At 40.3% G+C, this 22,229-nt stretch carries 31 protein-coding genes and 2 tRNA genes; 30 read left to right on the forward strand and 3 right to left on the reverse strand.

Features of this window, described 5'->3' with window-relative positions; translation table 11 throughout:
• Positions 1-510 precede the first annotated feature (510 nt).
• Positions 511-819, reverse strand: a complete 309-nt coding sequence (locus tag G5B12_RS15770) for a helix-turn-helix domain-containing protein (protein WP_129975999.1) — start codon at positions 817-819, stop codon at positions 511-513.
• A 165-nt stretch (positions 820-984) separates the two neighbouring features.
• Here G5B12_RS15770 and G5B12_RS15775 point away from each other — a divergent pair, with 165 nt between their 5' ends.
• Entirely contained in the window at positions 985-1,191 is a 207-nt protein-coding gene (locus G5B12_RS15775; RefSeq protein ID WP_129976001.1) for an XRE family transcriptional regulator, read from the forward strand.
• A 131-nt stretch (positions 1,192-1,322) separates the two neighbouring features.
• On the opposite strand, the gene G5B12_RS15780 is transcribed toward G5B12_RS15775, so the two are convergent.
• On the reverse strand, positions 1,323-2,156 hold the full coding sequence (locus G5B12_RS15780; RefSeq protein ID WP_174088774.1) for a hypothetical protein: 834 nt from the start codon (positions 2,154-2,156) through the stop codon (positions 1,323-1,325).
• A 395-nt stretch (positions 2,157-2,551) separates the two neighbouring features.
• Complete coding sequence (locus tag G5B12_RS15785; protein WP_174088776.1) at positions 2,552-2,968, reverse strand: hypothetical protein; 417 nt, start codon at positions 2,966-2,968, stop codon at positions 2,552-2,554.
• A gap of 135 nt (positions 2,969-3,103) precedes the next feature.
• Here G5B12_RS15785 and G5B12_RS15790 point away from each other — a divergent pair, with 135 nt between their 5' ends.
• From G5B12_RS15790 to G5B12_RS15930, 29 genes are all read left to right on the forward strand, one after another.
• Complete coding sequence (locus G5B12_RS15790) at positions 3,104-3,322, forward strand: hypothetical protein (protein WP_174088778.1); 219 nt, start codon at positions 3,104-3,106, stop codon at positions 3,320-3,322.
• Positions 3,319-3,477, forward strand: a complete 159-nt coding sequence (locus G5B12_RS15795) for a hypothetical protein (RefSeq protein ID WP_174088779.1) — start codon at positions 3,319-3,321, stop codon at positions 3,475-3,477. Before G5B12_RS15790 ends, G5B12_RS15795 begins: the two co-directional genes overlap by 4 nt.
• 154 nt (positions 3,478-3,631) lie before the next feature.
• Complete coding sequence (locus G5B12_RS15800) at positions 3,632-4,516, forward strand: DUF4373 domain-containing protein (protein ID WP_174088781.1); 885 nt, start codon at positions 3,632-3,634, stop codon at positions 4,514-4,516.
• Positions 4,517-4,629: 113 nt separating this feature from the next.
• The gene (locus tag G5B12_RS15805; RefSeq protein WP_174088783.1) at positions 4,630-5,034 is read left to right on the forward strand and encodes a hypothetical protein; all 405 of its coding nucleotides are present in this window, start codon (positions 4,630-4,632) and stop codon (positions 5,032-5,034) included.
• The gene (locus G5B12_RS15810) at positions 5,028-5,348 is read left to right on the forward strand and encodes a hypothetical protein (RefSeq protein WP_174088784.1); all 321 of its coding nucleotides are present in this window, start codon (positions 5,028-5,030) and stop codon (positions 5,346-5,348) included. Before G5B12_RS15805 ends, G5B12_RS15810 begins: the two co-directional genes overlap by 7 nt.
• A 9-nt stretch (positions 5,349-5,357) precedes the next feature.
• Positions 5,358-6,779 carry a hypothetical protein gene (locus G5B12_RS15815; protein WP_174088786.1) on the forward strand — a complete coding sequence of 474 codons (1,422 nt, stop codon included), beginning with the start codon at positions 5,358-5,360 and terminating at the stop codon, positions 6,777-6,779.
• Between the two features lie 81 nt (positions 6,780-6,860).
• Positions 6,861-7,673, forward strand: a complete 813-nt coding sequence (locus G5B12_RS15820; RefSeq protein WP_174088788.1) for a DNA adenine methylase — start codon at positions 6,861-6,863, stop codon at positions 7,671-7,673.
• A gap of 284 nt (positions 7,674-7,957) precedes the next feature.
• On the forward strand, positions 7,958-8,206 hold the full coding sequence (locus tag G5B12_RS15825) for a hypothetical protein (protein ID WP_174088790.1): 249 nt from the start codon (positions 7,958-7,960) through the stop codon (positions 8,204-8,206).
• 69 nt (positions 8,207-8,275) lie between these two features.
• A complete protein-coding gene (locus tag G5B12_RS15830; protein ID WP_174088792.1) occupies positions 8,276-8,464 on the forward strand; it encodes a hypothetical protein in 189 nt (62 codons plus the stop codon).
• A gap of 5 nt (positions 8,465-8,469) precedes the next feature.
• Entirely contained in the window at positions 8,470-8,823 is a 354-nt protein-coding gene (locus G5B12_RS15835; RefSeq protein WP_174088793.1) for a hypothetical protein, read from the forward strand.
• Positions 8,824-8,890: 67 nt separating this feature from the next.
• On the forward strand, positions 8,891-9,307 hold the full coding sequence (locus G5B12_RS15840; protein WP_174088795.1) for a hypothetical protein: 417 nt from the start codon (positions 8,891-8,893) through the stop codon (positions 9,305-9,307).
• A 319-nt stretch (positions 9,308-9,626) separates the two neighbouring features.
• A complete protein-coding gene (locus tag G5B12_RS15845; RefSeq protein ID WP_174088797.1) occupies positions 9,627-10,580 on the forward strand; it encodes a hypothetical protein in 954 nt (317 codons plus the stop codon).
• 12 nt (positions 10,581-10,592) lie between these two features.
• On the forward strand, positions 10,593-11,156 hold the full coding sequence (locus tag G5B12_RS15850) for a hypothetical protein (protein WP_174088799.1): 564 nt from the start codon (positions 10,593-10,595) through the stop codon (positions 11,154-11,156).
• Between the two features lie 35 nt (positions 11,157-11,191).
• Positions 11,192-11,265 (forward strand) — tRNA-Ile (locus tag G5B12_RS15855).
• 8 nt (positions 11,266-11,273) lie between these two features.
• Positions 11,274-11,344: transfer RNA gene (locus G5B12_RS15860), tRNA-Arg, on the forward strand.
• 18 nt (positions 11,345-11,362) lie between these two features.
• Positions 11,363-11,746 (forward strand): HNH endonuclease, encoded by a 384-nt coding sequence (locus G5B12_RS15865; RefSeq protein WP_174088801.1) that lies wholly within the window; start codon positions 11,363-11,365, stop codon positions 11,744-11,746.
• A 117-nt stretch (positions 11,747-11,863) separates the two neighbouring features.
• A complete protein-coding gene (locus G5B12_RS15870) occupies positions 11,864-12,412 on the forward strand; it encodes a hypothetical protein (RefSeq protein ID WP_118514858.1) in 549 nt (182 codons plus the stop codon).
• Entirely contained in the window at positions 12,409-14,100 is a 1,692-nt protein-coding gene (locus G5B12_RS15875) for a terminase TerL endonuclease subunit (protein ID WP_174088802.1), read from the forward strand. The genes G5B12_RS15870 and G5B12_RS15875 overlap by 4 nt, the downstream gene beginning before the upstream one ends.
• A 122-nt stretch (positions 14,101-14,222) precedes the next feature.
• Positions 14,223-15,332, forward strand: coding sequence for a phage portal protein (locus tag G5B12_RS15880; protein WP_174088804.1), 1,110 nt, complete (start codon positions 14,223-14,225; stop codon positions 15,330-15,332).
• Between the two features lie 2 nt (positions 15,333-15,334).
• Positions 15,335-15,910 carry an HK97 family phage prohead protease gene (locus tag G5B12_RS15885; protein WP_330597760.1) on the forward strand — a complete coding sequence of 192 codons (576 nt, stop codon included), beginning with the start codon at positions 15,335-15,337 and terminating at the stop codon, positions 15,908-15,910.
• Positions 15,907-17,124, forward strand: a complete 1,218-nt coding sequence (locus tag G5B12_RS15890) for a phage major capsid protein (protein ID WP_174088806.1) — start codon at positions 15,907-15,909, stop codon at positions 17,122-17,124. Before G5B12_RS15885 ends, G5B12_RS15890 begins: the two co-directional genes overlap by 4 nt.
• Positions 17,125-17,153: 29 nt before the next feature.
• Positions 17,154-17,450, forward strand: coding sequence for a head-tail connector protein (locus G5B12_RS15895; protein WP_129975699.1), 297 nt, complete (start codon positions 17,154-17,156; stop codon positions 17,448-17,450).
• Between the two features lie 9 nt (positions 17,451-17,459).
• Entirely contained in the window at positions 17,460-17,804 is a 345-nt protein-coding gene (locus G5B12_RS15900) for a phage head closure protein (protein WP_129975701.1), read from the forward strand.
• The gene (locus G5B12_RS15905; RefSeq protein WP_174088808.1) at positions 17,788-18,264 is read left to right on the forward strand and encodes an HK97 gp10 family phage protein; all 477 of its coding nucleotides are present in this window, start codon (positions 17,788-17,790) and stop codon (positions 18,262-18,264) included. The genes G5B12_RS15900 and G5B12_RS15905 overlap by 17 nt, the downstream gene beginning before the upstream one ends.
• A complete protein-coding gene (locus G5B12_RS15910) occupies positions 18,254-18,688 on the forward strand; it encodes a phage tail terminator family protein (protein WP_174088810.1) in 435 nt (144 codons plus the stop codon). The genes G5B12_RS15905 and G5B12_RS15910 overlap by 11 nt, the downstream gene beginning before the upstream one ends.
• The gene (locus tag G5B12_RS15915) at positions 18,688-19,761 is read left to right on the forward strand and encodes a phage tail sheath subtilisin-like domain-containing protein (protein WP_174088812.1); all 1,074 of its coding nucleotides are present in this window, start codon (positions 18,688-18,690) and stop codon (positions 19,759-19,761) included. Before G5B12_RS15910 ends, G5B12_RS15915 begins: the two co-directional genes overlap by 1 nt.
• Positions 19,762-19,803: 42 nt before the next feature.
• Positions 19,804-20,205: a phage tail tube protein gene (locus tag G5B12_RS15920; RefSeq protein WP_129975709.1), complete on the forward strand. Its 402-nt coding sequence runs from the start codon at positions 19,804-19,806 to the stop codon at positions 20,203-20,205.
• Positions 20,206-20,220: 15 nt separating this feature from the next.
• A complete protein-coding gene (locus tag G5B12_RS15925; RefSeq protein WP_118514836.1) occupies positions 20,221-20,619 on the forward strand; it encodes a phage tail assembly chaperone in 399 nt (132 codons plus the stop codon).
• Positions 20,620-20,916: 297 nt separating this feature from the next.
• Positions 20,917-22,167: a phage tail tape measure protein gene (locus G5B12_RS15930; protein ID WP_174088813.1), complete on the forward strand. Its 1,251-nt coding sequence runs from the start codon at positions 20,917-20,919 to the stop codon at positions 22,165-22,167.
• The last annotated feature ends 62 nt before the right edge of the window (positions 22,168-22,229 follow it).

Consider the following 22,229-nt stretch of genomic DNA (forward strand, 5'->3'; position numbering starts at 1 on the left):
TGTCAATGAGAAAGAAAAGGTTCGTAGTAAGTTTGCGTCCAATTAAGTATTTAGAAGAGCTTTTAGAAGCTTAAAAAGTAGAAAAAAATAGAATTTGCAGTTGCTAACCATTCATGCGTTTGTCGTGCCGCTCGTGTATATTGAAATTGACAAATATTTTTAAGTGACTTATAATATACTTAACAAGACAGCTGGAACGATAGCTGAAACCTATCCGTTTCTGGCGTTATAAGAGTTATAGAAATAGCATCCTACTTTACCAGAGCGGGGATGCTATTTCTTATTGTTCAGATTCAGAATGGCTACGATTAAAAGTCCTACATTTAGGATAATCATAAATTCTTCATATGTACTCATAAGCCCCACTCCTTTCTGCAAGACTCAGAAACGGAGTGGTACCGCATCCTTCCAGTTGCCTGGGTAAGTATATTATATTGTCAAAACATATCTGGCAGATCTGCCAATTATTCCCGTTTCATTTTTTACTCACAGTACTGTAAAGCACAGATATTATTTTCTTTTACCTTTTACAAATTCTGCGAACTGACGGATTTCATTCAATTCATCTTCTGTATATTCCTCGCTATCGAAGTGAGCGGCGAGAGTAGTAGGTTGTCCATGAGAATCATCTGCCAGATAGTCAATGGTACAGCCAAGATATGCAGAAAGTTTTTTTAATGTAGAAAGTTTTATATTATCAGTTCCTTTTGTATAAAAACCGGCGATTGTAGTATATGGAATACCGGCTTCTTTTGAAAGGATAGACTTATTGATTCCCTTTTCAGCCATTAATTCATCTAACTTATCAGTGAATGACATATCTAATACCTCCTGTTAAATTCTATTATACATATAAAAATAACTTTGTAAAGTAAAAAAATACCCCGCAAAGTAAAAAAATGTATTTTATGGGTTGACAAACTACCCTACAACGTATAATCTATAATCAAAGTTACCTTACAGGGTAACAGAAAGGAGGAGAAAATGTTTTTTAACTTAAATGCCGAAATGGGAAGAGCCAAATTAACCATTAAGAAGTTATCTGAGATTACGGCTATAAACTATGAATCTTTAAAATTGAAACTCAGAGGTGTTACAGAATTTAAGCTGAGTGAAATGATGGCAATTAAGAGAAAAGCTTTCCCAGATAAGACATTGGATTACTTATTTGCAACTGAAAACGACAAGTAATCATTCATTTGAAGGGAGGAGGTGAGAAGTGATGGATACATCAAAAGAAGAAATTGTAAACCTGCGTAAGCAGATAAACAGGTTAAAAATTAGTTTAATGTTTACGCAGGTATTGATGATTGCATTGCTGCTTATTTTGGGGTATCAGTGTCTTTGGTCAATTTGGAATTATCATTATCTTCTTCAACAGATAAGCATGTGTCTTGATTCTGTGAATACTGTTTATTCTGCTCTTCAACAGTTTTTTGCAACTCTTTGATCGCTTCGGCTTCACTGGAAGAAGAAGTATCTATGTTGTGAAGGAGTTGTTGCAGTATTTCATTTTGGGCACGTTGGAGCTCAATTTGGATTTCTTCAATTTGCGTTTGTTTAATCTGATCTTCTTGTGATGAATTGAACTGAACAACAGCAATAGAGATTGTGAGGATTGTCGAAATAATTAGGTTTATAAGAGTCAGCAAAATAGAAGTAGGCATTTTTATTCTACTGTTTCCAATGGGAATATATATGCAATCGGGAAATTCGTATATTTTAACAGCGGATTCATCAACAATTACAAAATCATCTTCAGGTAAATTATTGAGATTGTCTGGGCGGTCAAAAGATGGTTCAGGGGCAATATCAATAAGCTGTTGCTGAAGACTTTGAAGTGAAATCATAGTTTTCAGAGATTCACTTAAATTGTTGTACATATTGGTTGTTATATTATCTCGGACAGCCGCTGTCATAGCTTCTGACATTATGGAAAGCGAATTAGTAAGTGAAGAAATTATACTCGGTGTATATAACTGAAAAAAGTGCTTATAGGATTTAACCATTTCTTCTTGAAGCTGGCCAATTTGAGATGTTATAGAGTCAGAAGAAAAAATAGTTTGTAAGTAACCATCATACATATGCGAAATTCTATTTAAAGAATCTTGAAGTGCTGAGCTTAAAAAAAGTGTATTTTTTTGATTGTTTTTCATTGAAACCTCCTTATTCAACAGGTATGCCAGTACCTGTGATACAAGAATAGGAAAGAAACTAAGAAAAGTCAAGTAACCGTTTATTTGAAGGGAGGAGGTGAGCTGAATACAAAAATTGCTTATCACTGTCATTGGTGGAACATTATTTTTAATACTGCAGCATTTGTATGGCACTATCACTACCATATGTTTATTTGCCCTATGGATAGTGATAGTGGCGGTGAAAAAAGGCTAATCTCAGTTAGAGCACGAGGAGGTGAAATAAATGAGTGCAGGGATGTTATCTGTAATATTTGTATGGTTGGTAGCAGCTATTGGGGTTGTGATTATGAAAAAACTACAACCCGAAACATGGATATTATATCTGGTTTGGGTTGTAGTCGTATGTATCTTACTTACATTATATGTGGGTTCCTATGAATCTTGGTTGCGATAGATTCAATAATGGGAGTAGCTTCTTCCCATTCATCCTGAAGCATAAGCTGATTAGCCGTTATCATATCGCCTCTTAGTTCAGCAGGTGCATAAGAAAGTGCAGCGAAATAAAATTCACCATAATCCTTAAGTGCAGTAGAATCAGCAAAATAAATACAACGTCCAGCATGCTTTAGATAATTTTCAAATACATCACGTTGGTGAAGAATGGTATTTCGATATTGATCCTGTTGGATTTCTAACTTGCGGATTTTAGTGTGATGAATATTATTGATTATTGCTACAAGTATTGGAGAAACGATTGCACAAAGAGCAAGGATGACAGAAATACTGAGTGACAAATCAATCTCAGGAAAAGCAAATGAATTTGCTAACACAAGAATCCCTCCTTTCTGTATGTACTCAGGTATTTTGAGAACCCTGTATATACAGAATAGGAGAGTGTTGTCGAAACTGCAAGAAAAAGCGTTCGACAAAGTTATGAAAATCTTATAAAGAAAGGAAAATGAAGTATGGAAGTAGGCAAGATATTACCTGTTGAAGCAGCAGCTATACTGCATGCATCCCCACAGTTTGTAAGGGTTGCAATGCAGCAGCAAAAGCTTCCGATCGGGACTGCAATTAAGATGTCCTCGATCTGGACATATAACATATCAGAGAAGCTTCTGGCTGAATACAGCGGAAAAGATATAGGAGCTGAGCTGGAGAAGATAAGAGGTGGAAGCAAATGAAACGAGATGCAATTATATCCCTTTTTATTGCAGTTCCGGCAGCAAATTTTCCATTCTGGCAGTGGAGAAGTCCGGCAGAAATGCTTTTAATGGCAGGACTGTTCTGGCAGGTGGCATTTGTGTTTGTAGTTGGAACAGAGTATCAGAAAAGGTAGTAAGAAAGGATCCCGGGAGTGCAGCTCCGGCGGGATCCGATGGACGTAGTAATACACGAATATTACGTTCTTATTATATAGAGAAATAAAAAGAAAAACAAGTGAAATATCAGTATCAACGCAATCTCTATAGAAGAACTGGAGGAACAATCATATGGCAAGGCGAAGGCAGGAAGGAAACCTCTTTTTTCGCCTGGATGTGGATTTTTTCTCAGATAGAAAGGTAAAGATCCTGAAAGCCCGATATGGAGCAGATGGGATCACCTTATACTTGTATCTCCTGTGTGAGATATACAAGACAGGATATTATTTAAAGATTGATAGAGATTTTGAGTACATTGTTTCAGATGATCTGAACATGGAAAGCAACAAGGTGAAGCAGGTCTTGAACTTCTTATTGGAACGGTCACTGTTTGATAACACACTTTTTCAGTCGGACAAGATCTTGACCTCTGCCGGAATACAGAGGAGATATCAGGCAATGGTAAAAGCCAGGGCACTGAAAACTCCGATTACTGTAGAAAGGTTTTGGCTCCTTCCAGAGGAGGAAACAGAGACCTTTATTAAAGTGCACCCTTCTTTAAATAATTCCGAGAATAATCCCGATAATTCCAGGAAAAAAGATGATAATTCCAGGAAAAATGACATAAAAGGAAAGGAAAAGAAAGAAGAGTATATATATACGGCTCCGCCGGGTACATACTTTGAAGATCCTTCTTTGAATGATATTTTCCTGCTGTTTTTGAAATCAAGACAGAATAAAGGCGATCAGCTGACAGATGAGCAGATCCAACTGTTGGCAGAAGAAGTCCTTTCCTTATCCAGTGATCCGGAGGAAAGGATCGCCATGGTCAAAAAATCTATCATGAATGGTTGGAAAGGATTTTACCCGGTGAATAAGCAAAAGAAGAAAGAGACCTCCAAGAACCGGTTTAATAATTTCCACCAGCGGGACTATGACTTTGCTGATTACGAAAGGCGTTTATTGAAGCAGGGCGCTGGAGGTGATGAAGCTGGACGTAAAAGAATTATGGGGTAAGGCCTGGAGCCTTAGACCTGGCCAGAACACAGCCAACATGAAATATGTTGGTACGATTATTAAATCCGGTATCCGATTTACGTATTACCAAGATGAGAATGGAGGGATATGGTTTGACAGTGAACCAGTCGAAGGGAAACCTGAATGGATGCAGAGAGCAGATGAAGCCAGGAGAAGAAGGAATAGACGGTATTCTTGAAATCTTAAAGGTTTATGTCTGTGATGAACTCTGCTGCCACAGAGGTGCTGTAACACAGGAAGAAATGGATCAGCACTGCTGCCGTTGTAAATTACAGCAGTACACAGATAAGATCCGTGAAGAATATGAGAAGACCAATGCTTTTGATCAGAGTTCAACGTATCAGATCATGAAGAAGTATCGCAAGATCATCTTATGCAAAGATTGCAGACACAGAGCAAAATTACGAGATGATTGTTATCGCTGCAGGAAAGCAACCAGCCTTTTAGGTACATTAGAAGACTATGATGGCTGCAGTAGAGGAGAAGAAAAATGTTAATCAGAAGTAAGAACAAAATGCACATTGTAAATATTGAAAATGGTGTAGTATCCGCTGAAGGGGACGGAACGGTTACATTTCGTGCAGGAAAGATAAGAGTTGTATTAGGCGAATACTCAAGTGCCCAAAAAGCTTTTAAAGTGCTGGATATGATCCAGGAAGCGTATGCAGATGAAAAAGTCGTAGAATACACACTTGCTTTACAGGAAAACGAATTTAAAAATATGACAAGAGATCAACTACTGTCTGTCCGAGCCGGTATCCTGAAGAAAGCTGTTTTCCAGATGCCAAATGAAAGTGACGTAGAGGAATAAGGAGAAATCATGGATGTAGTAGAAAGTAAATGGTACGAAATGGACATGCCACTGAATGATGTAAAGAAACTTCTTTCAGCGAATATCAAAACCATGTCCAGAAGCTTTATTGCTGCCGGATATTACATGAAATATATCCGGGACCGGGAATTATTCCGGGATGGTGGATATAACAGTATCTGGGAGTTTGCGGAAGATCAGTATGGAATCAAAAAGTCAGCAGCCAGTCGCTGGATGGCAATGAATGACAAGTTTTCCAAAGATGGAAACAGCCCTATCCTGGATGATAAATACAAGGATTTTAACAAAAGCCAGCTGCAGGAAATGTTGTATCTGACAGATGAACAGATGGAAGAAGCTGAGCCGGAAATGAGTGCAAAGGAAATTCGTGCAATCAGGAAACCTCCGGAAGTAGAAGTTATTGCGCCGGCGCAACAGATAGATGATCAGATCCCCGGCCAGGACAGCATTGAACAGCATCCAGAATACATGCCAGGAAAAATGACGATTGAAACAGCAACCGGACAGAACCGGCCGCCGCAGAACGAGATCCCAATCACACCGGAACTGCAGATAGAACGCTTTTTCGAAGCCCTGAACAGAGGAGATAAAGAACGTGTTCTTACGTGTGATACAAAAGCAGCAACCTATTTGCTTGAAGCTCGGTATCAGGATGTCCGGATCAGGAATGGCAATTTTAATTATCAGGCAAATTCAACCGGGATCATGTTCAATCCTGGAAGTTACATGGAATGCGCTTTCACCTGGAATGAGCTGGCCCACGAGTTGATAAAAAGGTTCGGGAAGAAACGGAAACCGGTCAAGATGGTGTCTATAGACGCACCGGAGAAGAAAGATAACAAAATGCCGGGGCCGGCAAAATGTATCACTGGAAAGAGCGGTTCGGGAAAATGCGGTGCAGCAGCCTATTGTGATACGGAATACAAATGTTGTGCTCAGTGCCCGAATGATTGTAACAGCCGGTGCGGCTGGTTGGAAGGACGCTGCCAGCAGGCAGAGGAAACACCGGACGAAAAGCAGCACGATTTTGTTGAGCCTGACAAAATCGCAGACCATACCGGTGAAACCACCGCATTACCGACTATGAAGAATAATGATCAGAGAAAAGAATGGCTGAGAAACTACAAGGCCTGGGGAGTGTGGTACGAAGATAAAAACATCGGTGTTAAGTACTACAAGTACGATTTCGAAAACGGTGCCCGTCTGATCGCTGAAGAATATGCACCGGATCCAGTCGACCGAAACAGCTGGTGGGTGCCAAGATCAGAAACTTATTATATGCACCTTGTTGGAGGCCCGGAGCCAGAGCGCAAGAATGGAGTACCAAAATGGACATATCATACACGATACAACAAATTTCCAAATTCAGAATCAGAGTTAGTTGAATTCTTGAAGGAATTACAGAAATAAGGGTATTTTCGAAAATCCGATTAACATATATAACCTGCCGCATGAGCCTGTCAGAAATGCGGCAGGGGAAAGGAGAAGAAAGTGGAATGTGTTCTGAAATATCCTGGAAGTAAATGGAATATTGCCTCTGCGATTGTTAATTTAATACCGGAACATCATAGTTACGTAGAACCTTATTTTGGAAGTGGAGCAGTGTTTTTTAATAAAAATCCATCGAACATCGAAACAATAAATGATCTTGATGATGATGTAATAAATCTATTTCAATGCATCAGGGAAAATCCTGATGAACTTTCGCGTTTAGTAACAACTACGCCGTACAGCAGAAAAGAGTACGATTATACTTATGCAAATACAGATAAATATTTTGGAAAATGCGAAAAAGCAAGGAGAGTTTTGATTCGCTGTTGGCAAGGGTATGGATATAGAACAAACGGAAATAAAACTGGATGGAAAAATGACGTGCAGGGAAGAGAACGAGCATATGCTCTGAAAAAATGGTATCGTTTACCGGAAAATATAGAAGTTGTAGCAGAAAGATTAAGAACAGTACAAATAGAATGCAGACCTGCCATAGATCTTATAGAACGTTTCAATTGCGAAAATGTTTTTATGTATTTAGATCCGCCATATGTGTTAAAAACAAGAAATTCAAAACAATATAAGCACGAAATGGAAGATATCGATCACGAAGCTCTTTTGAAAACAATTTTAAAAAGCAAATCGAAAATCATGATATCGGGGTATGAATCGGATATGTATGAAGATTATCTCTCGAAATGGAAAAAACGGACTTTTATGAGTTGTGCAGAAGGCGGATCTCCACGAAAAGAAACAATATGGATGAATTATATTCCGAATTCTCAAATATCTATGTTTGATTATGAAAGATAAGGAGAAAAAAGATGAATAAAGCGCCCGATTCGGACACAAAGGGGACTATGGATTACACAAAAGAGATATACCTTGATCTTTCAGAAGATGAACTGGAACAGGCACACAAAAAATATGTAGTATAAAAGGAGCAGATATGTTATTCCCAAAAACAAAAGAGAAGAAAAAGAGAATGAGACATCCGGCCAGCATCCTGCATGATAAGAACAGCAGGACATGTTACCTCTGTGTCACACTTCACGATAACTGGAATGAACACAGGATCCTTGATGAGCATCATGTATTTGGAGGACCAAACCGGAAAAAATTCCGAAGAATATGGTCTGAAAGTATACCTGTGTCATGCTCATCACATCTACGGCTCAGAAGCTGTACACAACAACGCCCGGATCCGTCACGAATTACAGCGGACCGCACAGAGGGAATTTGAAAAGCAGCACAGCCACAAAGAATTTATGGAGATATTCGGCCGGAACTATCTGGATCCGGTAGAGATAAGGGAAAACAGTGAGAAAGAGAATGAACCTGTATAAGGTGGTAGATCAGGATGGAAAATAAGTACATTTATTCTTGTGCCATATTTAGAAGAAAGAAGGTGTGAAATGAGCTATAAGAACAACGAAGGTTATCCAGATCCGACAGCTGGCAAAGCAGTCCGAGCAGTAGGCCACATGCCGACATACATCTATAATGTCAGCTGTGCTCTAAATGCTGTGGCGGGGCTCCATGGACTGGAAATCATGGGCCTGAGAGATAAGAAAACGGGAAAAGAATGGCCACAGAGGAGGTGAGAACAATGTGGGTAATATTTCTTGGTTCCGGTATGGCGTTCGGAATCGCAGCCCTGGTGCTGGTCTGGATTGGAAGCAGAGTGATCCTGTCGATCAGGCGGCAGCAGAAGAAATTCGAGATTGAAGATGAAACATATAACAAAGTAAAAGAAGCTATCAAAGAAAAGGAGAACAAAAATGAAAAAGCAGCAGCTGAAGCAGAAAACACAAAAACCAAGGCAAAAGCACAGGCAGAGGCTAATAAAGAACTCAGTGCATCCATCACGGACGAGCTGATTAAGATGAAGGAGGCAGAAGCTCACTACAAAAATGGCTGGGTTACAGTCCAGGGAGCGGATGCCGTGATCGCGGATAAATAAAAGAAATGCAGAGAAAGCCGGGAGCATACACGTTCCCGGCTAAAAGCATCGAAAGGGGAGGATACCAATGTGCGAGATCAAGATCACCAGGAAGCTCCTGGACAATTATAGAAAGTTAAAAAGGGAAATACCGGTCCTCAGCATGGAACTGGCTGAAATGGAACAGGGGGAGGTCGGTCTTGGGAACAGTACGATATTTGATTACAGAACAGGTTTTGCACGGCCACAGAGCGTAGTCGGATTCGACTACGCACGATATGACCGGAGAAAGCACACATACGATCATAAAATGGCACAGGCGGCAGCAGTGGAACGATGGATCCAGAGCATTGAAGATGGCCAGACAAGATATGTGTTCAAGGCATTTTATCAGCAGGGATTGACCTGGGAGAAGATAGCAGAAAAGACAGGGTATTCACAAAGTCCGGATTATCCGAGACTTTATATCAGGGATACATATTTGAAAAAATGTGAGATCAAGTAAAAATATCGTTTATATCGGAAATATCGTTATACAATACAATAGAAGCCAAAGGCGCAGAGACGACGAGGCTCCTTCTTGCAACAAGCTGCCAGAGCCAGCCTACACCCTGGCAGCAATAATCCCTTAAATATAATTTACAGAAAGAACTTCGTAGAAATTACGGGGTTCTTTTTGTGTATATTTCCAGTATGGACATGAAAGAACAAATGTTCTATAATGTATATACTTCATAAGATAGGAATCAGAAACATTGTTTGTTGAAAAATGTCAAATGATGGAGTATGATTTAAGCAAATTATATTTTATGGGGGATCTGCGTATGGCATCAATGACAGTAGAATTTTTTAAAGTAGTGTTAAAAAATAGTGCGAATGACGGAGAAGAAGATTACAAAATTATCAAAAGTATTTTTGATGAAATTAAGAAAAAAAGTACGATTCATAGTAATTATAAATCGATAGATCTTTCGCCAGAGATTGAGCCAAATAGTGTAGAGCCAAAAGAAGTAATGGATTTTTTTGAAGATGAGAATTATTTGTTTGGAAGAGCATGCAGAAAAAAGTTGAATAATGCAATGCTAAAACGAGATTATCAGACATTACAGGCAGATGAAGTTTTTACTGATGCTGAATCAAGAAAGCAGGGAATAGAAGTATTTACGTTCTTTTTGTATGATTATAAAAAAGGAATTGTATCCATTGTTAACGCAAAAGGGGCACCTGGAACAAAAGCATTGGGAAAGGCTATTGAAACATATACATCGGAATACAAGTTGGAATTTCATAATATACCTAATGAGGAGGGGATTAGAGTATTATATAATTCGGAATCGCCTCAGATATCAAAACTTGAATTTGAAGTACCTACACCAGATGCTGAATTTTTACAAAGCGTTCTTGGCTTAGATGAAGAAGTAATCAGGGAAATGATACAGGATGATGTTTTTTCTACATCAATATCATTGAAGCCAATACCGTATGGAAAGTTATCAAGAAAAAAAGAAACTGTAAGAAATATATTGGATGTTTTGTTTAAAAGAAAGGGGAATTTTTCTAAGACAGTAGTTAGAGGAAGCTCAGAAAAATTTAATAGTAGAAATTTTGATTTAAATGCAAAAATGTTTACTTATCCAATAGATGTTAAGACATATAGGACTGAATATGGAAAGAAAGTGAATTATAATTTGCAAGACGTAGTTGAGCAGTTTCGTGTTGGATTACATAAGGCGTATGAAGAAAATTATGATCTAATTGTAGGCATAGCTGATCGATAGGAGAAGATAAATGTGAAGTTTCTTTATAAACAAAATTATGTGACAAAGATATTGGGTGTTGGATTAATGGCTGTAATTTTATGTATATTTGCTCATAAGATGAATTATATAGTTATTCCGATGCCACAAGATAATATCCCTGAATATCATACAAATATATTGACAATTAATTCTATATTTAGTGGATTTGCTTTGACAAATTTAGGAATATTGTTAACGATGTCTGATGATCAGCTTATAAAAAAACTTGAAGGAACGGATATACTAAAGAAAAGAAATATTGTTATTGGGCATTCTATTATTTTTGGAGCAATTTCAATATTTATTTCAGTATTTTGGGTACTGAAAATAAACCTTGGCTTTTTTTCGGCTATAATTGGTAAAGAATATTTTTTAGTAATTAGAGAATTTTTCTTTTATATTGAAATTATATCTCTTGTAATTAGCATATTTTATTTTTTGCTTTCGGTTGAGAAAATGATACAGTTGTTAAATTTACTTCATATACCACGGAAAAGATATACGGATAAGCAAGTTGATGAATTAAAGAAAAGAATATTTGAAAAGAGACAATGATACATAGGCACCCTTCGGGGTGCCTTTCTATATGCGGACATTTAGCTCAGCAGGACAGAGCAACCGGCTCATAACCGGTCGGTCCTGGGTTCGAGTCCCAGAATGTCCATCAAATAACGCGGGATGAAGTAATGGAAACTTGCAGATCTCCTAAGTCTGAAATGATGGTTCAAATCCATCTCCCGCTATTTATGAAAGGATAAGGTATGTTAAGAAGTTGCAAATACTGCGGACGGATTCATGATAGTAAATATCAGTGCAGCAGCAAGCCGGTACGCAGGAAGATACGGACAAAGCAGAACAGTTTTCGAAGTACCGAGGCATGGAAGAGAAAGAGCCTGGAGATCAGAGAGCGGGACAGATATCTGTGCCAGATCTGTATACGAAAGCTGTACGGAACCACACAGCAATATAACAATAGGGAAATAGAAGTACATCACATTGTACCGATAGCAGAAGACTGGGACGGAAGGCTGGACAATGACAATCTTATTTCATTATGTGGTAGGCATCATGAGATGGCCGAAGTCGGGAAGATATCGCAGGCGGAACTGAAAGAGATTGCCAGGCAGCAGGAGGATGAAATGTAATCCCCCCCCGCCTAAAAAAATCTGAAAATTTTGACTTTTTTACGACCACATATGCCCACAGATTTATAATAAATTCCCACATCAGCATTTTTATTTTTGACGGAAGGAGGGAGCGCAATGCCAACAGCATCAAAATCGGCAGATATTATTCGGATGGAAGGAAAATCACACCGAACCAAGAAAGAGCTCCGGCAGCGCGAACAGGCAGAAAAGGCTCTGCTTACAGGGATTCCGCTGAAAGAGCGACAGGAAGTAAAAGACAATGAGATTGCACATAAAGAATTTCTTCGACTGAAAAAGCTTCTTGAAAAGATCAATAAATTCGATGATATGTATGGAGCTGTGATAAACAGATACTGCATTTTATATGCAGAAACGAAGGAATTTGAGGAAAAAAGAGACCAGTTTTATAAACAGTTATGTGAGTTTCAGAATGAAAAAGACGATATGCTTATCAACAGAGAACTGACGCGGAAAGAATATTATGGCATTGAAGCTTCCATGCAGAAAAGTCTGGTATCTATGGACCGGCAGATCCAGGCAAAAAGAAGGATGCTGGCCGAGATTGAGAAGGAAAATGTTATGACAATCGCGGCATCCCTTAGATCTGTTCCAAAGAAACCGGAAAAGAAAACCAATCCACTGAAAGAAGCGTTGGGCGGATGAAAGAAGGAAAAGCATACAAATATGCCGTATGGTGTTCCACGGAGCAGGAAGGAAAAGTCCCGGAATATGTTAAAAAACAGGCAGAAAGCTGGTTACATATTGCGGATGGGAATGATGAGGATGCTTATGTAGATGAACAGGAGTATGAAAAAATATGCAAATTACTAAAATTAATGGTCCACCCGGATCTTAGATGCAGTATTTATGATGGCCTGGAGGATTATGCGTGGCTTATGATCGTAGCCGGGCTGTGCACATATTGTCGGAATTCGGAACAAAGAAGCCGGTTTTATGTAACGATTCTTCTTGAAATCGCACGAAAAAATTTTAAAACATTCAATTCGGCAGTGATATTTATCCTGCTGATGCTTACAGAACCGGATTTTTCCCGGTTCTTTTCTGTTGCGCCAGATTTGCAGTTATCATCGGAACTAAAAAATGCAATCCGAAAAATTATAAAAGTTTCGCCAGCATTATACGATGAGGATGAACCAGCATTTAAGGTCTTGAGGAGCCAGATCATATGTCTGCTCAATGAAAATGAATATACGCCGCTTGCATACAGCCAGGACGGAATGGATGGAAAACTGGCAAATGCGTATCTGGCAGATGAAGCAGGAGCATTGGATGATTATCCGGTAGAAGCAATGAGATCTTCACAGATTACCTTGTTTAATAAACTTGGAATTATCATCAGTACACAGTATCCCAACGATAATAACGTGATGATCGATGAAATTGACATTGCGAAAAAGACTTTGGACGGTCTGCTGGATGATCGGCGATATTTTGCTTTGCTTTACGAACCAGATGATGATCTGAAGCAGGGAGAAGCCTGGCAGACTGATGATCGTGCGATTTATCAGAGCAATCCGGTTGCAGTATCCCATCAATATATTTTTGATGAGATAAAAAAGAAACGTACCTTAGCAGTCCTTTATGAGAATAAAAGAGAAAATTATCTTTGCAAGCATAACAATATTCTCTATAAGGGACTTGGTGTGGAAGGTTATATAGATATTCAGAAAGTGAAACTGTGCAGGATCCAACCAGATCCACAGTGGTGGAATGGCCGTCAGGTATGGGTTGGAGTAGATCTTTCCCAGACGGATGATAATACTGCGGTGGCGATGGTGACAGAAGATAACGGATATATTTACGCTAGGGTAATGGGATTTATTCCAAAAGAGAAAATTAACATAAAAACCCAGAAAGAACATGTGGATTATCAGAGAATGATCAGTAAAGGGGAGTGTATTGCATGTGGTGAGGAAGTAATTGATTACAGTGTAGTGGAAAATTATGTGATACATCTGCTGGAAGAAGAATACGGAGTAATTGTGGAACAGGTTGGATATGACCGCTACAATGCAATTTCAAGTGTCCAGAAAATGGAAGCAGAAGGGCTGGAGTGTGTGGAAATCAAACAGCATAGTTCCGTCCTGCATCAGCCAACAAAATGGTTAAAAGAGCTGATCCTGCAGCAGGCATTCCGATATGAAGAGAACCGGCTTCTGGAAATCAATTTTCAGAATGCGAGATGTACAGAAGACACAAACTTAAACAAATATGTCAACAAAAAGAAATCCACCGGTAAGGTAGATGAGGTAGTTGCATTGATTAATGCGATGTATCTCTTACAGCAATATTTATTAAATGGCGACAATTTTGTTGCACAGACAGCATAGGAGGGATAGCAAGGGAAATTTGGAAACGGAAAAAACGTGCGGATCCGGATCTGGAACCGGAAGTAGATGCCGCTATTTTAAGAGCCTGGTTATCAGGAGAAAGTATTGGAAGGGAAGGGGCAATGAATATTCCGTCCCTGGCCGGATGCCTGAATAAGATAGCAGGGACAGTGGCTGCAGTTCCAATAAAGCTGTATAAACGGGAAGATGACAGGATCACAGAAGTGACGGATGACAGGCGAACGATATTACTGAATTCTGAAACAGGGGATACGCTAGATGCTTATCAGATGAAACGGGCAGTTGTTCTGGATTATTTTCTTGGGAGAGGCGGTTATATTTACATAGATAAAGTCAGGAACGAAGTACGTTCTCTCAGGTATGTGGCAGAAAAAAACATAAGTTTTAACCAGAATCCGGATGTGATATTTAAAGATTATGACATTTTAGTACAGGGAAACACGTACAGGCCATATCAGTTTGTACGCCTTCTGAGAAATACGGAGGATGGGGCACAGGGGAAAAGCCTTATTGAAGAAAACAAGCAGCTTCTTAGTGTGGCGTATAACTCCATGAAATTTGAGGAAACCCTTGTTGCAACAGGCGGTAATAAGAAGGGCTTTATTAAGTCTCCGAGAAGACTGTCGCAGCAGGCAATCAATTCTTTGAAAGAAGCATGGAGAAATCTTTATTCAAACAATACAGAGAGTGTGGTGATCCTGAATGAAGGCCTTGATTTTCAGGAAGCGTCCAATACATCTGTAGAAATGCAGCTGAATGAAAATAAAAAGACGAATGGGGATGAGATCTGTAAAGTAATTGGGATCCCGCCATCGCTTTTAAGTGGCAATGCCGGAGAACAGGATGAAAAAAATTTCATTAAATATGAGCTTTCAAACCTGCTGGCAGAGTTTCGGACTGCATTAAACCGGGCAATGCTGCTGGAATCTGAAAAACAGATGTATTTTTTTGATTTTGATATTTCAGAACTGATCAAAGGTGATATTGACAAGCGGTATAACGCATACAGTGTTGGAATTGAAAAAGGATTTCTTCAGACAGATGAGGTCCGAAAAAAAGAAAATATGCCACCTCTTGGTATGAAATTTATCAAACTGGGGCTCCAGGACGGATTGTATGATCCGGAAAGCAATAAAGTGATTGTACTTAACACCAGTAAAACATTAGATTTGACAAAAATAAAAGAAGGGGGCGATGACTCAGGAGAATAGAGATCAGAGAGCAGTCGGTTACGATTGATGGCTATGTAAATGCTGTTGCCAGAGACAGCAGACCGATCCGGGACAGAAGAGGGGAACAGTTTATTGAGCAGATTGTTCCGGGAGCATTTGAGAGAGCCATTTCACGCGCAGATGAAATAAAGATCCTGTTGAATCATGATTACAGCAGGGAACTTGGAAGTACCAAAACAAATCTGCAGCTGTTTGAAGACAATATCGGGCTTCGTGCAATTGCAGAAATTACAGACGCGGAAGTGATCGAAAAAGCAAAAAAAGGAGAACTGAGAGGCTGGTCCTTTGGATTTATAGAAAGGGCTGCAAAAGAGGAAGATACCGATTCCGGACTGAAACGCAGATTTGTTGAGGATATGGATCTGAAAGAAGTATCCATTATTGATAACAGGAAAATTCCCTGTTATGCAAGCACTTCCATCGAGATGCGCGCAGACGGGAATGAAGTACTGGAGGTAAGAACTCTGGAAACAAAAGTAATCTCAAGTGAACAGAAAGAAAAAGTGGATTATTCGAAATATGAAGCTACCATCAGAAGATTAGGGGGAAAATCATGAAAAGTCATAGAGGAAGAATTACAAATAAAAAGGCATTCCGAGTAGCTGCCAGACGATACTTGCAGGTAAGGGCAGAGGAATTAAAGAACCTGGAGGAAAAAAGAGCTGCCCTTGTAGAAGAAATGGAAGGGATTTTAAATAAGGCCCAGGAAGAAGAACGTGCCTTTGAAGAATCAGAGCAGGTCCGTTTTGATGAAATTGAGAAAGAAATCAATGCCATTGACAAGACGATCGAAGCAAAAGAAAGAGCCAGAAATCTGGGAAATCACGGAGGAAAGAAAAAAGAAGACGGGGAAAACGATGATCTGACCGTTGAGGAACGGGCATTTGTGGATTATGTGAGAGGAACACTTACAAACGAAAGAGCTGCGAACCTTACTTATGCGGACAATGGTGCAGTGATTCCGTCTTCTATTGTCAATAAAATCATTGAAAAGGTAGTAGAAATCTGCCCAATCTACAGTATGGCTGACCGGTATAACATTGGTGGAACAATCAATATCCCATATTATGACGAAGAAACCAGTTCCATTAAAATGGCTTATGCGGATGAGTTTACAGAACTTACCAGTACATCTGGGAATTTTGGAAGTATTTCACTTGGCGGATTCCTTGCAGGAGCACTGACGCTGATTTCAAAGAAACTGATCAATAACAGTAATTTTGATGTACTGAATAAGATTATCCAGTATATGGCGAAAGCGATTTCTGTATTTATTGAACATGAGTGTCTGATCGGAACAACCGGAAAAGCTGAAGGACTTACGAAAGTTACACGGGGTATTACAGCAGCGGCAGCAGATAAAGTTAAAGCTGACGAGTTGATCGATGTACAGGAGTCCATTCCGGATACTTATCAGAGCGGTGCTGTATGGATCATGAATAAAGCCACCAGAACCGCAATCCGAAAGTTAAAAGATAGTGATGGCAATTATCTTTTGAACAGGGATGTATCAGCACGGTGGGGATATACGCTTCTTGGAAAAGATGTGTATTGTTCCGATGCAATGCCAAAGATGGCAGCAAAAGCTACAGCAGTATATTATGGAGACTTTTCCGGATTAGCGGTAAAAGTGGCAGAGGACGCAAATATCGAAGTTCTGAGAGAGAAATATGCAACGCAGCATGCAGTAGGCGTAGTTGCATGGATGGAAATTGATACAAAAGTGGAGGATTCCCAGAAAATCGCAAAATTGACAATGGCATCCGCTTAAAGTTGCGCCGGCGCAAAAGGAGAGGAAATATGAAGATCAGTGAAATAACTGCTGCAGATATATGGCGGCATATCAGGGAATCTCCGGAAGATATGGAGACAGAAGACAATACGGAGATTCTGGTTATGAAAAAAGCCGCCGTAGAATTTTGTAAAGGATATACGGGGCTGACTGAGGAGCAGCTGGACGAGCATGAGGACATTACGATTGCCGTCCTTATGCTCATTGCGGATATGTATGATAACCGCCAGCTGCAGGTTGATAAAAATGTTATGAATAAAACAGCAGAAACTATTCTGGGAATGTACTGTATCAATTTTCTGTGAGGTGGCGAAATGATCTATACAGGAAAATTAAACCGGCGGCTCACTTTCCAACGCCTTGAAGCCAAAGAAGACGAGATGGGACAGGATAAGTCATCCTGGCAGGATTATAAGACCGTCTGGGGGAGCGTAAAACCATACAAATCTTCGGAATATAACTTTATGGGAAAGCTTAAACCAGAAGTATCTCACAGGATATATGTGCGGTTCCGGAATGATATTACTGCAGATATGAGGATCAAATATCACGGCAGGATCTTTACAATAGAAGGTCCGCCGTTGGATATTGATGAAAGACATGAACTTCTTGAAATACAGTGCAGGGAGGTTTTTGAAGGAAATGAGTATCAAGTTTGATATAACTGGAGACGGAGAATTTGCCGAGGCTATGGAAAAGGCTATGAAGCAGTTTCCTGCTTCAACAGAAAAAGTTTTGAAAAAAGAAGCAAGAAATATCGCAAAAGATCTTGGAGTAAGAGTACAGGAAGAAGCAAAAGGACATCATATTCCAGCGACAGGGAATAGACTGCAGGACAGCTTTCGACAGGGAAAAGTGATCCGATCGGGAAAAAATTACACAGTAGCAGTTACATCAAAAGCTCCGCATTATCATCTTTATGAAGAAGGACACGACTTGGTTACTCATAACCGGAAAAACCGTTGGGGAAAAGGAAAACCGGGAACTGGAAGAAAAGTTGGTAAGGTATACGCTAAAAAGACTGTTGGAAAATATATGGCACGACGTTCAGAATATTCCGAAGCAATCGGCCAGGAGCTTCTAAATTCAATACTGGAGGATGCAGGATTTGACTCTTAAAGATATTAAGCAGGCTGTGAACCTCACGTTAAAGGAAGCCTATCCCGGTACAAAAATATACGGACCAGACACAATAGAGGGTTATACAAGACCTTCTTTTTTTGTTTATGTCACACAGACGTTTTCAGAAAGAACAAAAAATGCGGTTCACAAAAACGTTGAGATTGAAATTGACCTTATCCAGAAACGGCCTGATGAACTTGCGGCAATGGAATTCTTTGAAAAAATGGAAGCCGCTTTTGGCTATAAACTTGCGGTTGGCAGCAGGAAATTGAACACCGATAACATAAACTGCATGTTTGAGGGGGAAAGCAACAATATCCCTGTAGTGACATTTGAAGTGGAATTCTGGGATGAGGTGAAAAAGGAGGATAACAGTGAAATTATGAAAAACATGGAAATGAGACAGGAGGTAGGAAACTGATGGGATTACCAGCAATGAACATCAAATTCGTGGCACGGGCGCAGAATTCGGCAAAAAGGCTGGACCGCGGATCTGTTGGAATGGTGCTCAAAGATGCAAAGGTTCCAAGTGGGAATCCGGTAACAATTTTTTCAAGTGAAGATATCCCGGAGGAGCTGGGGACAGATAATAAAAACCAGATTGCTCTGGCACTCCGTGGAAATGACAAGGCACCGCAAAAAGTTGTGGTATATGTTCTTGCTACTGCAGAGACAGATTACAGTAAAGCCTTCAAATATTTTGAGCGGAAGAAAGTAGACTGGATGTGTTTCCCAAGTGCAAAAAAAGATTCCCAGACACAGAAGATCACAGACTGGGTGAAAGCTCAGAGGGAAGCTCATAACAGAGTGAAAGCTGTGTTACCGGAAACAGAAGCAGATACAGAGGGAATTGTAAATTATGCAACGAAGACAGTAACTGCAGATGGAAAAAGCTATACGGCAGAAACATTCTGTTCCAGGATTGCCGGTCTGATCGCAGGAACAGGAAGTGATCAGTCCGTGACCTTTGCTGTTCTGGACGATGTAACAGCCTGTGAAGATCTGGACCGTAAATCGGTTGAAGCAGCCATTGATGCAGGAAAGTTTGTTTTGTTTGATGACGGAGAAAAAATCAAGGTTGGAAGAGGCGTGACATCGTTAACCACTTTAACCGGAAAGCAGAGCCCATGGAAAAAAATCCGTGTTGTAGAGACTATGGACATGATCAACAACGATATTGTTGAGCTGGCCGAGGATAACTACATCGGAAAATATCAGAATACATACAGCAATAAGTGTCTTCTGTTATCTGCGATCAAAACCTACATGGACGAAATCCTTGTAAATGGCCTGATCGAAGATTACAGCATTGAGTTTGACGTGGAGAAAATTCGAAAATATGTGATCGAAAATGAAAAGATCAAAAAAGAAGATGCAGAAGCCATGTCAGATGAGGAAATGCAGAAACAGTATACCGATGAAAAAGTATATTTCAAAGCAACTGTGACAATTTCAGATGTCATGGAAGACATCTATCTGGATATCACGGCATAAGAGGAGGGATTAACGAGGAAATGTTATACACCGGACAGGGTTATTAATGGAACGTTTGGAGAGCTGTGGATTGATGCTGAATATATGGCAGAAACCACTGCACTTCAGGCAAAAATGAAATTTGATACCGCAGAAGTGACACAGGCAAGGACCTTAAAAAAGGGGTATAAAGTAACGGGAATCAGCGGATCAGGAACTGTAAAACTTAATAAAGTGACATCATACTGGCTGAAAAGAGCAGCACAGGCGATCAAGGAAGGAAAAGCAATCAGAGGCACGATCATCTCCAATCTGGATGACCCGGAAGCCTTTGGCGGCGAACGTGTACGGCTTAAGGATTGTATTTTTACAGAAATCCCAATTGCAGACTGGGAAGCCGGAAAGCTGGGCGAAGAGTCCATTCCGTTTAATTTTTCGGATTTTGATGTATTGGATGCTATTTGACAGGAGGAAAAGAACATGAATTTGATTGAAAAGCTGATCAGAGTTGATAAAGAGACAGTAGAGAAAAAGGAAACAAAGAAGATCCGATCTGCAAGGCTGACAAAGCTTCTGGGAGAGGAAACAGAGATCACGATTCAGGAAGTTTCGGGTCGGAAGCACAATGATATCATGCAGATGATGTTTGATGAGAAAGGAAAAAGAAATATTTCAGCAGCTTACGACACAAACCTGATGTTCTGTGTGAATGGAATTGTTGAACCGGATTTAAAAGATCCGGCTTTGCTGGAGCATTTTAATGCTGCGACTCCAAAAGATCTTGCCGCAATTCTGTTTCAGGCAGAAGCAGGAACCATTGCAGATGAGATTATCGCCTTATCCGGGCTTAAAACTGAGGAGAAAGAAATAAAAAACTGATCAGGACGGACAGGGAAGCGAGCATTGCTTATGCACTTTTCCGTCTGAAAAAGTGGAAAATTTCGGATTATTACAACATGGGTGCGGGTGAACGGCTGATCACCCGTGCTTTTTTGATGCAGGAGATCGAAGACATAAAAGAGGAGGCGAGGGAACGGGGCAAATAAAACAGTAGCAGCGGTAGTAAAGCTGATCGATGAATTTTCAGATCCATCACGGACAGTAGCAAGACAGTCAAAAAATCTGGAAAAAAGAATTGGCAATCTTGGAAGTGTATTTGAAAATGCAGGGCAGTTTTTGGAAGGAGCCGGAGAAAGCCTTACAAAATCGGTTTCTGTGCCAATGGCAGCGGCTGGAACAGCTGCAATAAAGTTCGCTTCTGAATCACAGGATGCCTACAAGCAGTTTGCGGCCGCAACTGGGACAGCAACCGAAAACCTGGGCAAGTACCAGGACATGATCAACAACGTCTACAAAGATAACTTTGGAGAATCCATAGGAGATGTGGCGGATGCAATGGCAAAAGTTGACCAGAACATGTCCTATCTGGATGATTCTGCACTGCAGAGGTGTACGGAGTACGCTTATACGCTGGCAGATACCTTTGATGTTGATATCGGGGAAAGTACCAGAGCAGCAGACAGCCTGATCAAGAATTTCGGCGTTTCCGCAAGAGAAGCATTCAACCTTATGGCACAGGGGGCTCAGAATGGCCTGGATTTTTCAGGAGAATTGTTTGATAACGTTGATGAATATTCCGTACAGTTCCAAAAGCTTGGCCTGGATGCGGAGGACATGTTTTCGATTTTCGCAAATGGAGCGGAAAATGGAGCATTCAACCTGGATAAGATCGGTGATGCGGTAAAAGAATTTTCCATCCGTGCGATTGATGGATCAGATACAACAAAACAGGGATTTGAAGCCATCGGCATGAATGCCGATAAGATGGCAAAAAGATTTGCGGCCGGAGGCCAGGATGCGAAAGCGGCCTTTAACGAGGTAATCCAGGGACTGGCCAGAATGGACGATCCCGTTGCCCAGAGTGCGGCCGGGGTTAATCTTTTTGGAACCATGTGGGAAGATTTAGGCCCACAGGTTATTACAACGCTTTCAACAACCAATGGTGCCATCGATAAAACTAAAGAGACGATGGAGGAATTGGTCAACACCAGATATGACACACTCACAGGAGCACTGGGAGGGTTGTGGAGGACGATCCAGGTTGATGTCCTGCAGCCGGTAGGAACGATGCTGATCCCGTATGTGGAGAAGGGAATCACTGTGATTGATTCCTTGGTAGATCACTGGAACGAGCTGGACCCGGCTACACAGAAAACCATTGTGAAGTTTGCAGCTATAGCTGCGGCGACCGGTCCGGTACTGTTGGGAGCCGGAAAGGTATCAACTGGAATTGGCGGAATGATAACAAATTTCGGAAAAGTCAGCGGAGCAATTATGAGGCTTACAAATGGTGCTGGTGGATCACGACAAACGCATGAATGGTTAGCAACTGCAAATTCTATTTTTTTCTACTTTTTAAGCTTCTAAAAGCTCTTCTAAATACTTAATTGGACGCAAACTTACTACGAACCTTTTCTTTCTCATTGACA

The organism is Blautia sp. MSK.20.85 (assembly GCF_013317245.1).
In the GTDB taxonomy this organism is placed as follows: domain Bacteria; phylum Bacillota; class Clostridia; order Lachnospirales; family Lachnospiraceae; genus Blautia_A.

Bases quoted from the DNA above. Each gene is read 5' to 3' on its own strand.
- G5B12_RS15770 (WP_129975999.1), bottom strand. From the start codon at position 819: ATGTCATTCACTGATAAGTTAGATGAATTAATGGCTGAAAAGGGAATC.
- G5B12_RS15775 (WP_129976001.1), top strand. From the start codon at position 985: ATGTTTTTTAACTTAAATGCCGAAATGGGAAGAGCCAAATTAACCATT.
- G5B12_RS15780 (WP_174088774.1), bottom strand. From the start codon at position 2,156: ATGAAAAACAATCAAAAAAATACACTTTTTTTAAGCTCAGCACTTCAA.
- G5B12_RS15790 (WP_174088778.1), top strand. From the start codon at position 3,104: ATGGAAGTAGGCAAGATATTACCTGTTGAAGCAGCAGCTATACTGCAT.
- G5B12_RS15795 (WP_174088779.1), top strand. From the start codon at position 3,319: ATGAAACGAGATGCAATTATATCCCTTTTTATTGCAGTTCCGGCAGCA.
- G5B12_RS15800 (WP_174088781.1), top strand. From the start codon at position 3,632: ATGGCAAGGCGAAGGCAGGAAGGAAACCTCTTTTTTCGCCTGGATGTG.
- G5B12_RS15810 (WP_174088784.1), top strand. From the start codon at position 5,028: ATGTTAATCAGAAGTAAGAACAAAATGCACATTGTAAATATTGAAAAT.
- G5B12_RS15815 (WP_174088786.1), top strand. From the start codon at position 5,358: ATGGATGTAGTAGAAAGTAAATGGTACGAAATGGACATGCCACTGAAT.
- G5B12_RS15830 (WP_174088792.1), top strand. From the start codon at position 8,276: ATGAGCTATAAGAACAACGAAGGTTATCCAGATCCGACAGCTGGCAAA.
- G5B12_RS15835 (WP_174088793.1), top strand. From the start codon at position 8,470: ATGTGGGTAATATTTCTTGGTTCCGGTATGGCGTTCGGAATCGCAGCC.
- G5B12_RS15840 (WP_174088795.1), top strand. From the start codon at position 8,891: ATGTGCGAGATCAAGATCACCAGGAAGCTCCTGGACAATTATAGAAAG.
- G5B12_RS15845 (WP_174088797.1), top strand. From the start codon at position 9,627: ATGGCATCAATGACAGTAGAATTTTTTAAAGTAGTGTTAAAAAATAGT.
- G5B12_RS15865 (WP_174088801.1), top strand. From the start codon at position 11,363: ATGTTAAGAAGTTGCAAATACTGCGGACGGATTCATGATAGTAAATAT.
- G5B12_RS15870 (WP_118514858.1), top strand. From the start codon at position 11,864: ATGCCAACAGCATCAAAATCGGCAGATATTATTCGGATGGAAGGAAAA.
- G5B12_RS15875 (WP_174088802.1), top strand. From the start codon at position 12,409: ATGAAAGAAGGAAAAGCATACAAATATGCCGTATGGTGTTCCACGGAG.
- G5B12_RS15880 (WP_174088804.1), top strand. From the start codon at position 14,223: ATGAATATTCCGTCCCTGGCCGGATGCCTGAATAAGATAGCAGGGACA.
- G5B12_RS15890 (WP_174088806.1), top strand. From the start codon at position 15,907: ATGAAAAGTCATAGAGGAAGAATTACAAATAAAAAGGCATTCCGAGTA.
- G5B12_RS15895 (WP_129975699.1), top strand. From the start codon at position 17,154: ATGAAGATCAGTGAAATAACTGCTGCAGATATATGGCGGCATATCAGG.
- G5B12_RS15900 (WP_129975701.1), top strand. From the start codon at position 17,460: ATGATCTATACAGGAAAATTAAACCGGCGGCTCACTTTCCAACGCCTT.
- G5B12_RS15905 (WP_174088808.1), top strand. From the start codon at position 17,788: ATGAGTATCAAGTTTGATATAACTGGAGACGGAGAATTTGCCGAGGCT.
- G5B12_RS15915 (WP_174088812.1), top strand. From the start codon at position 18,688: ATGGGATTACCAGCAATGAACATCAAATTCGTGGCACGGGCGCAGAAT.
- G5B12_RS15925 (WP_118514836.1), top strand. From the start codon at position 20,221: ATGAATTTGATTGAAAAGCTGATCAGAGTTGATAAAGAGACAGTAGAG.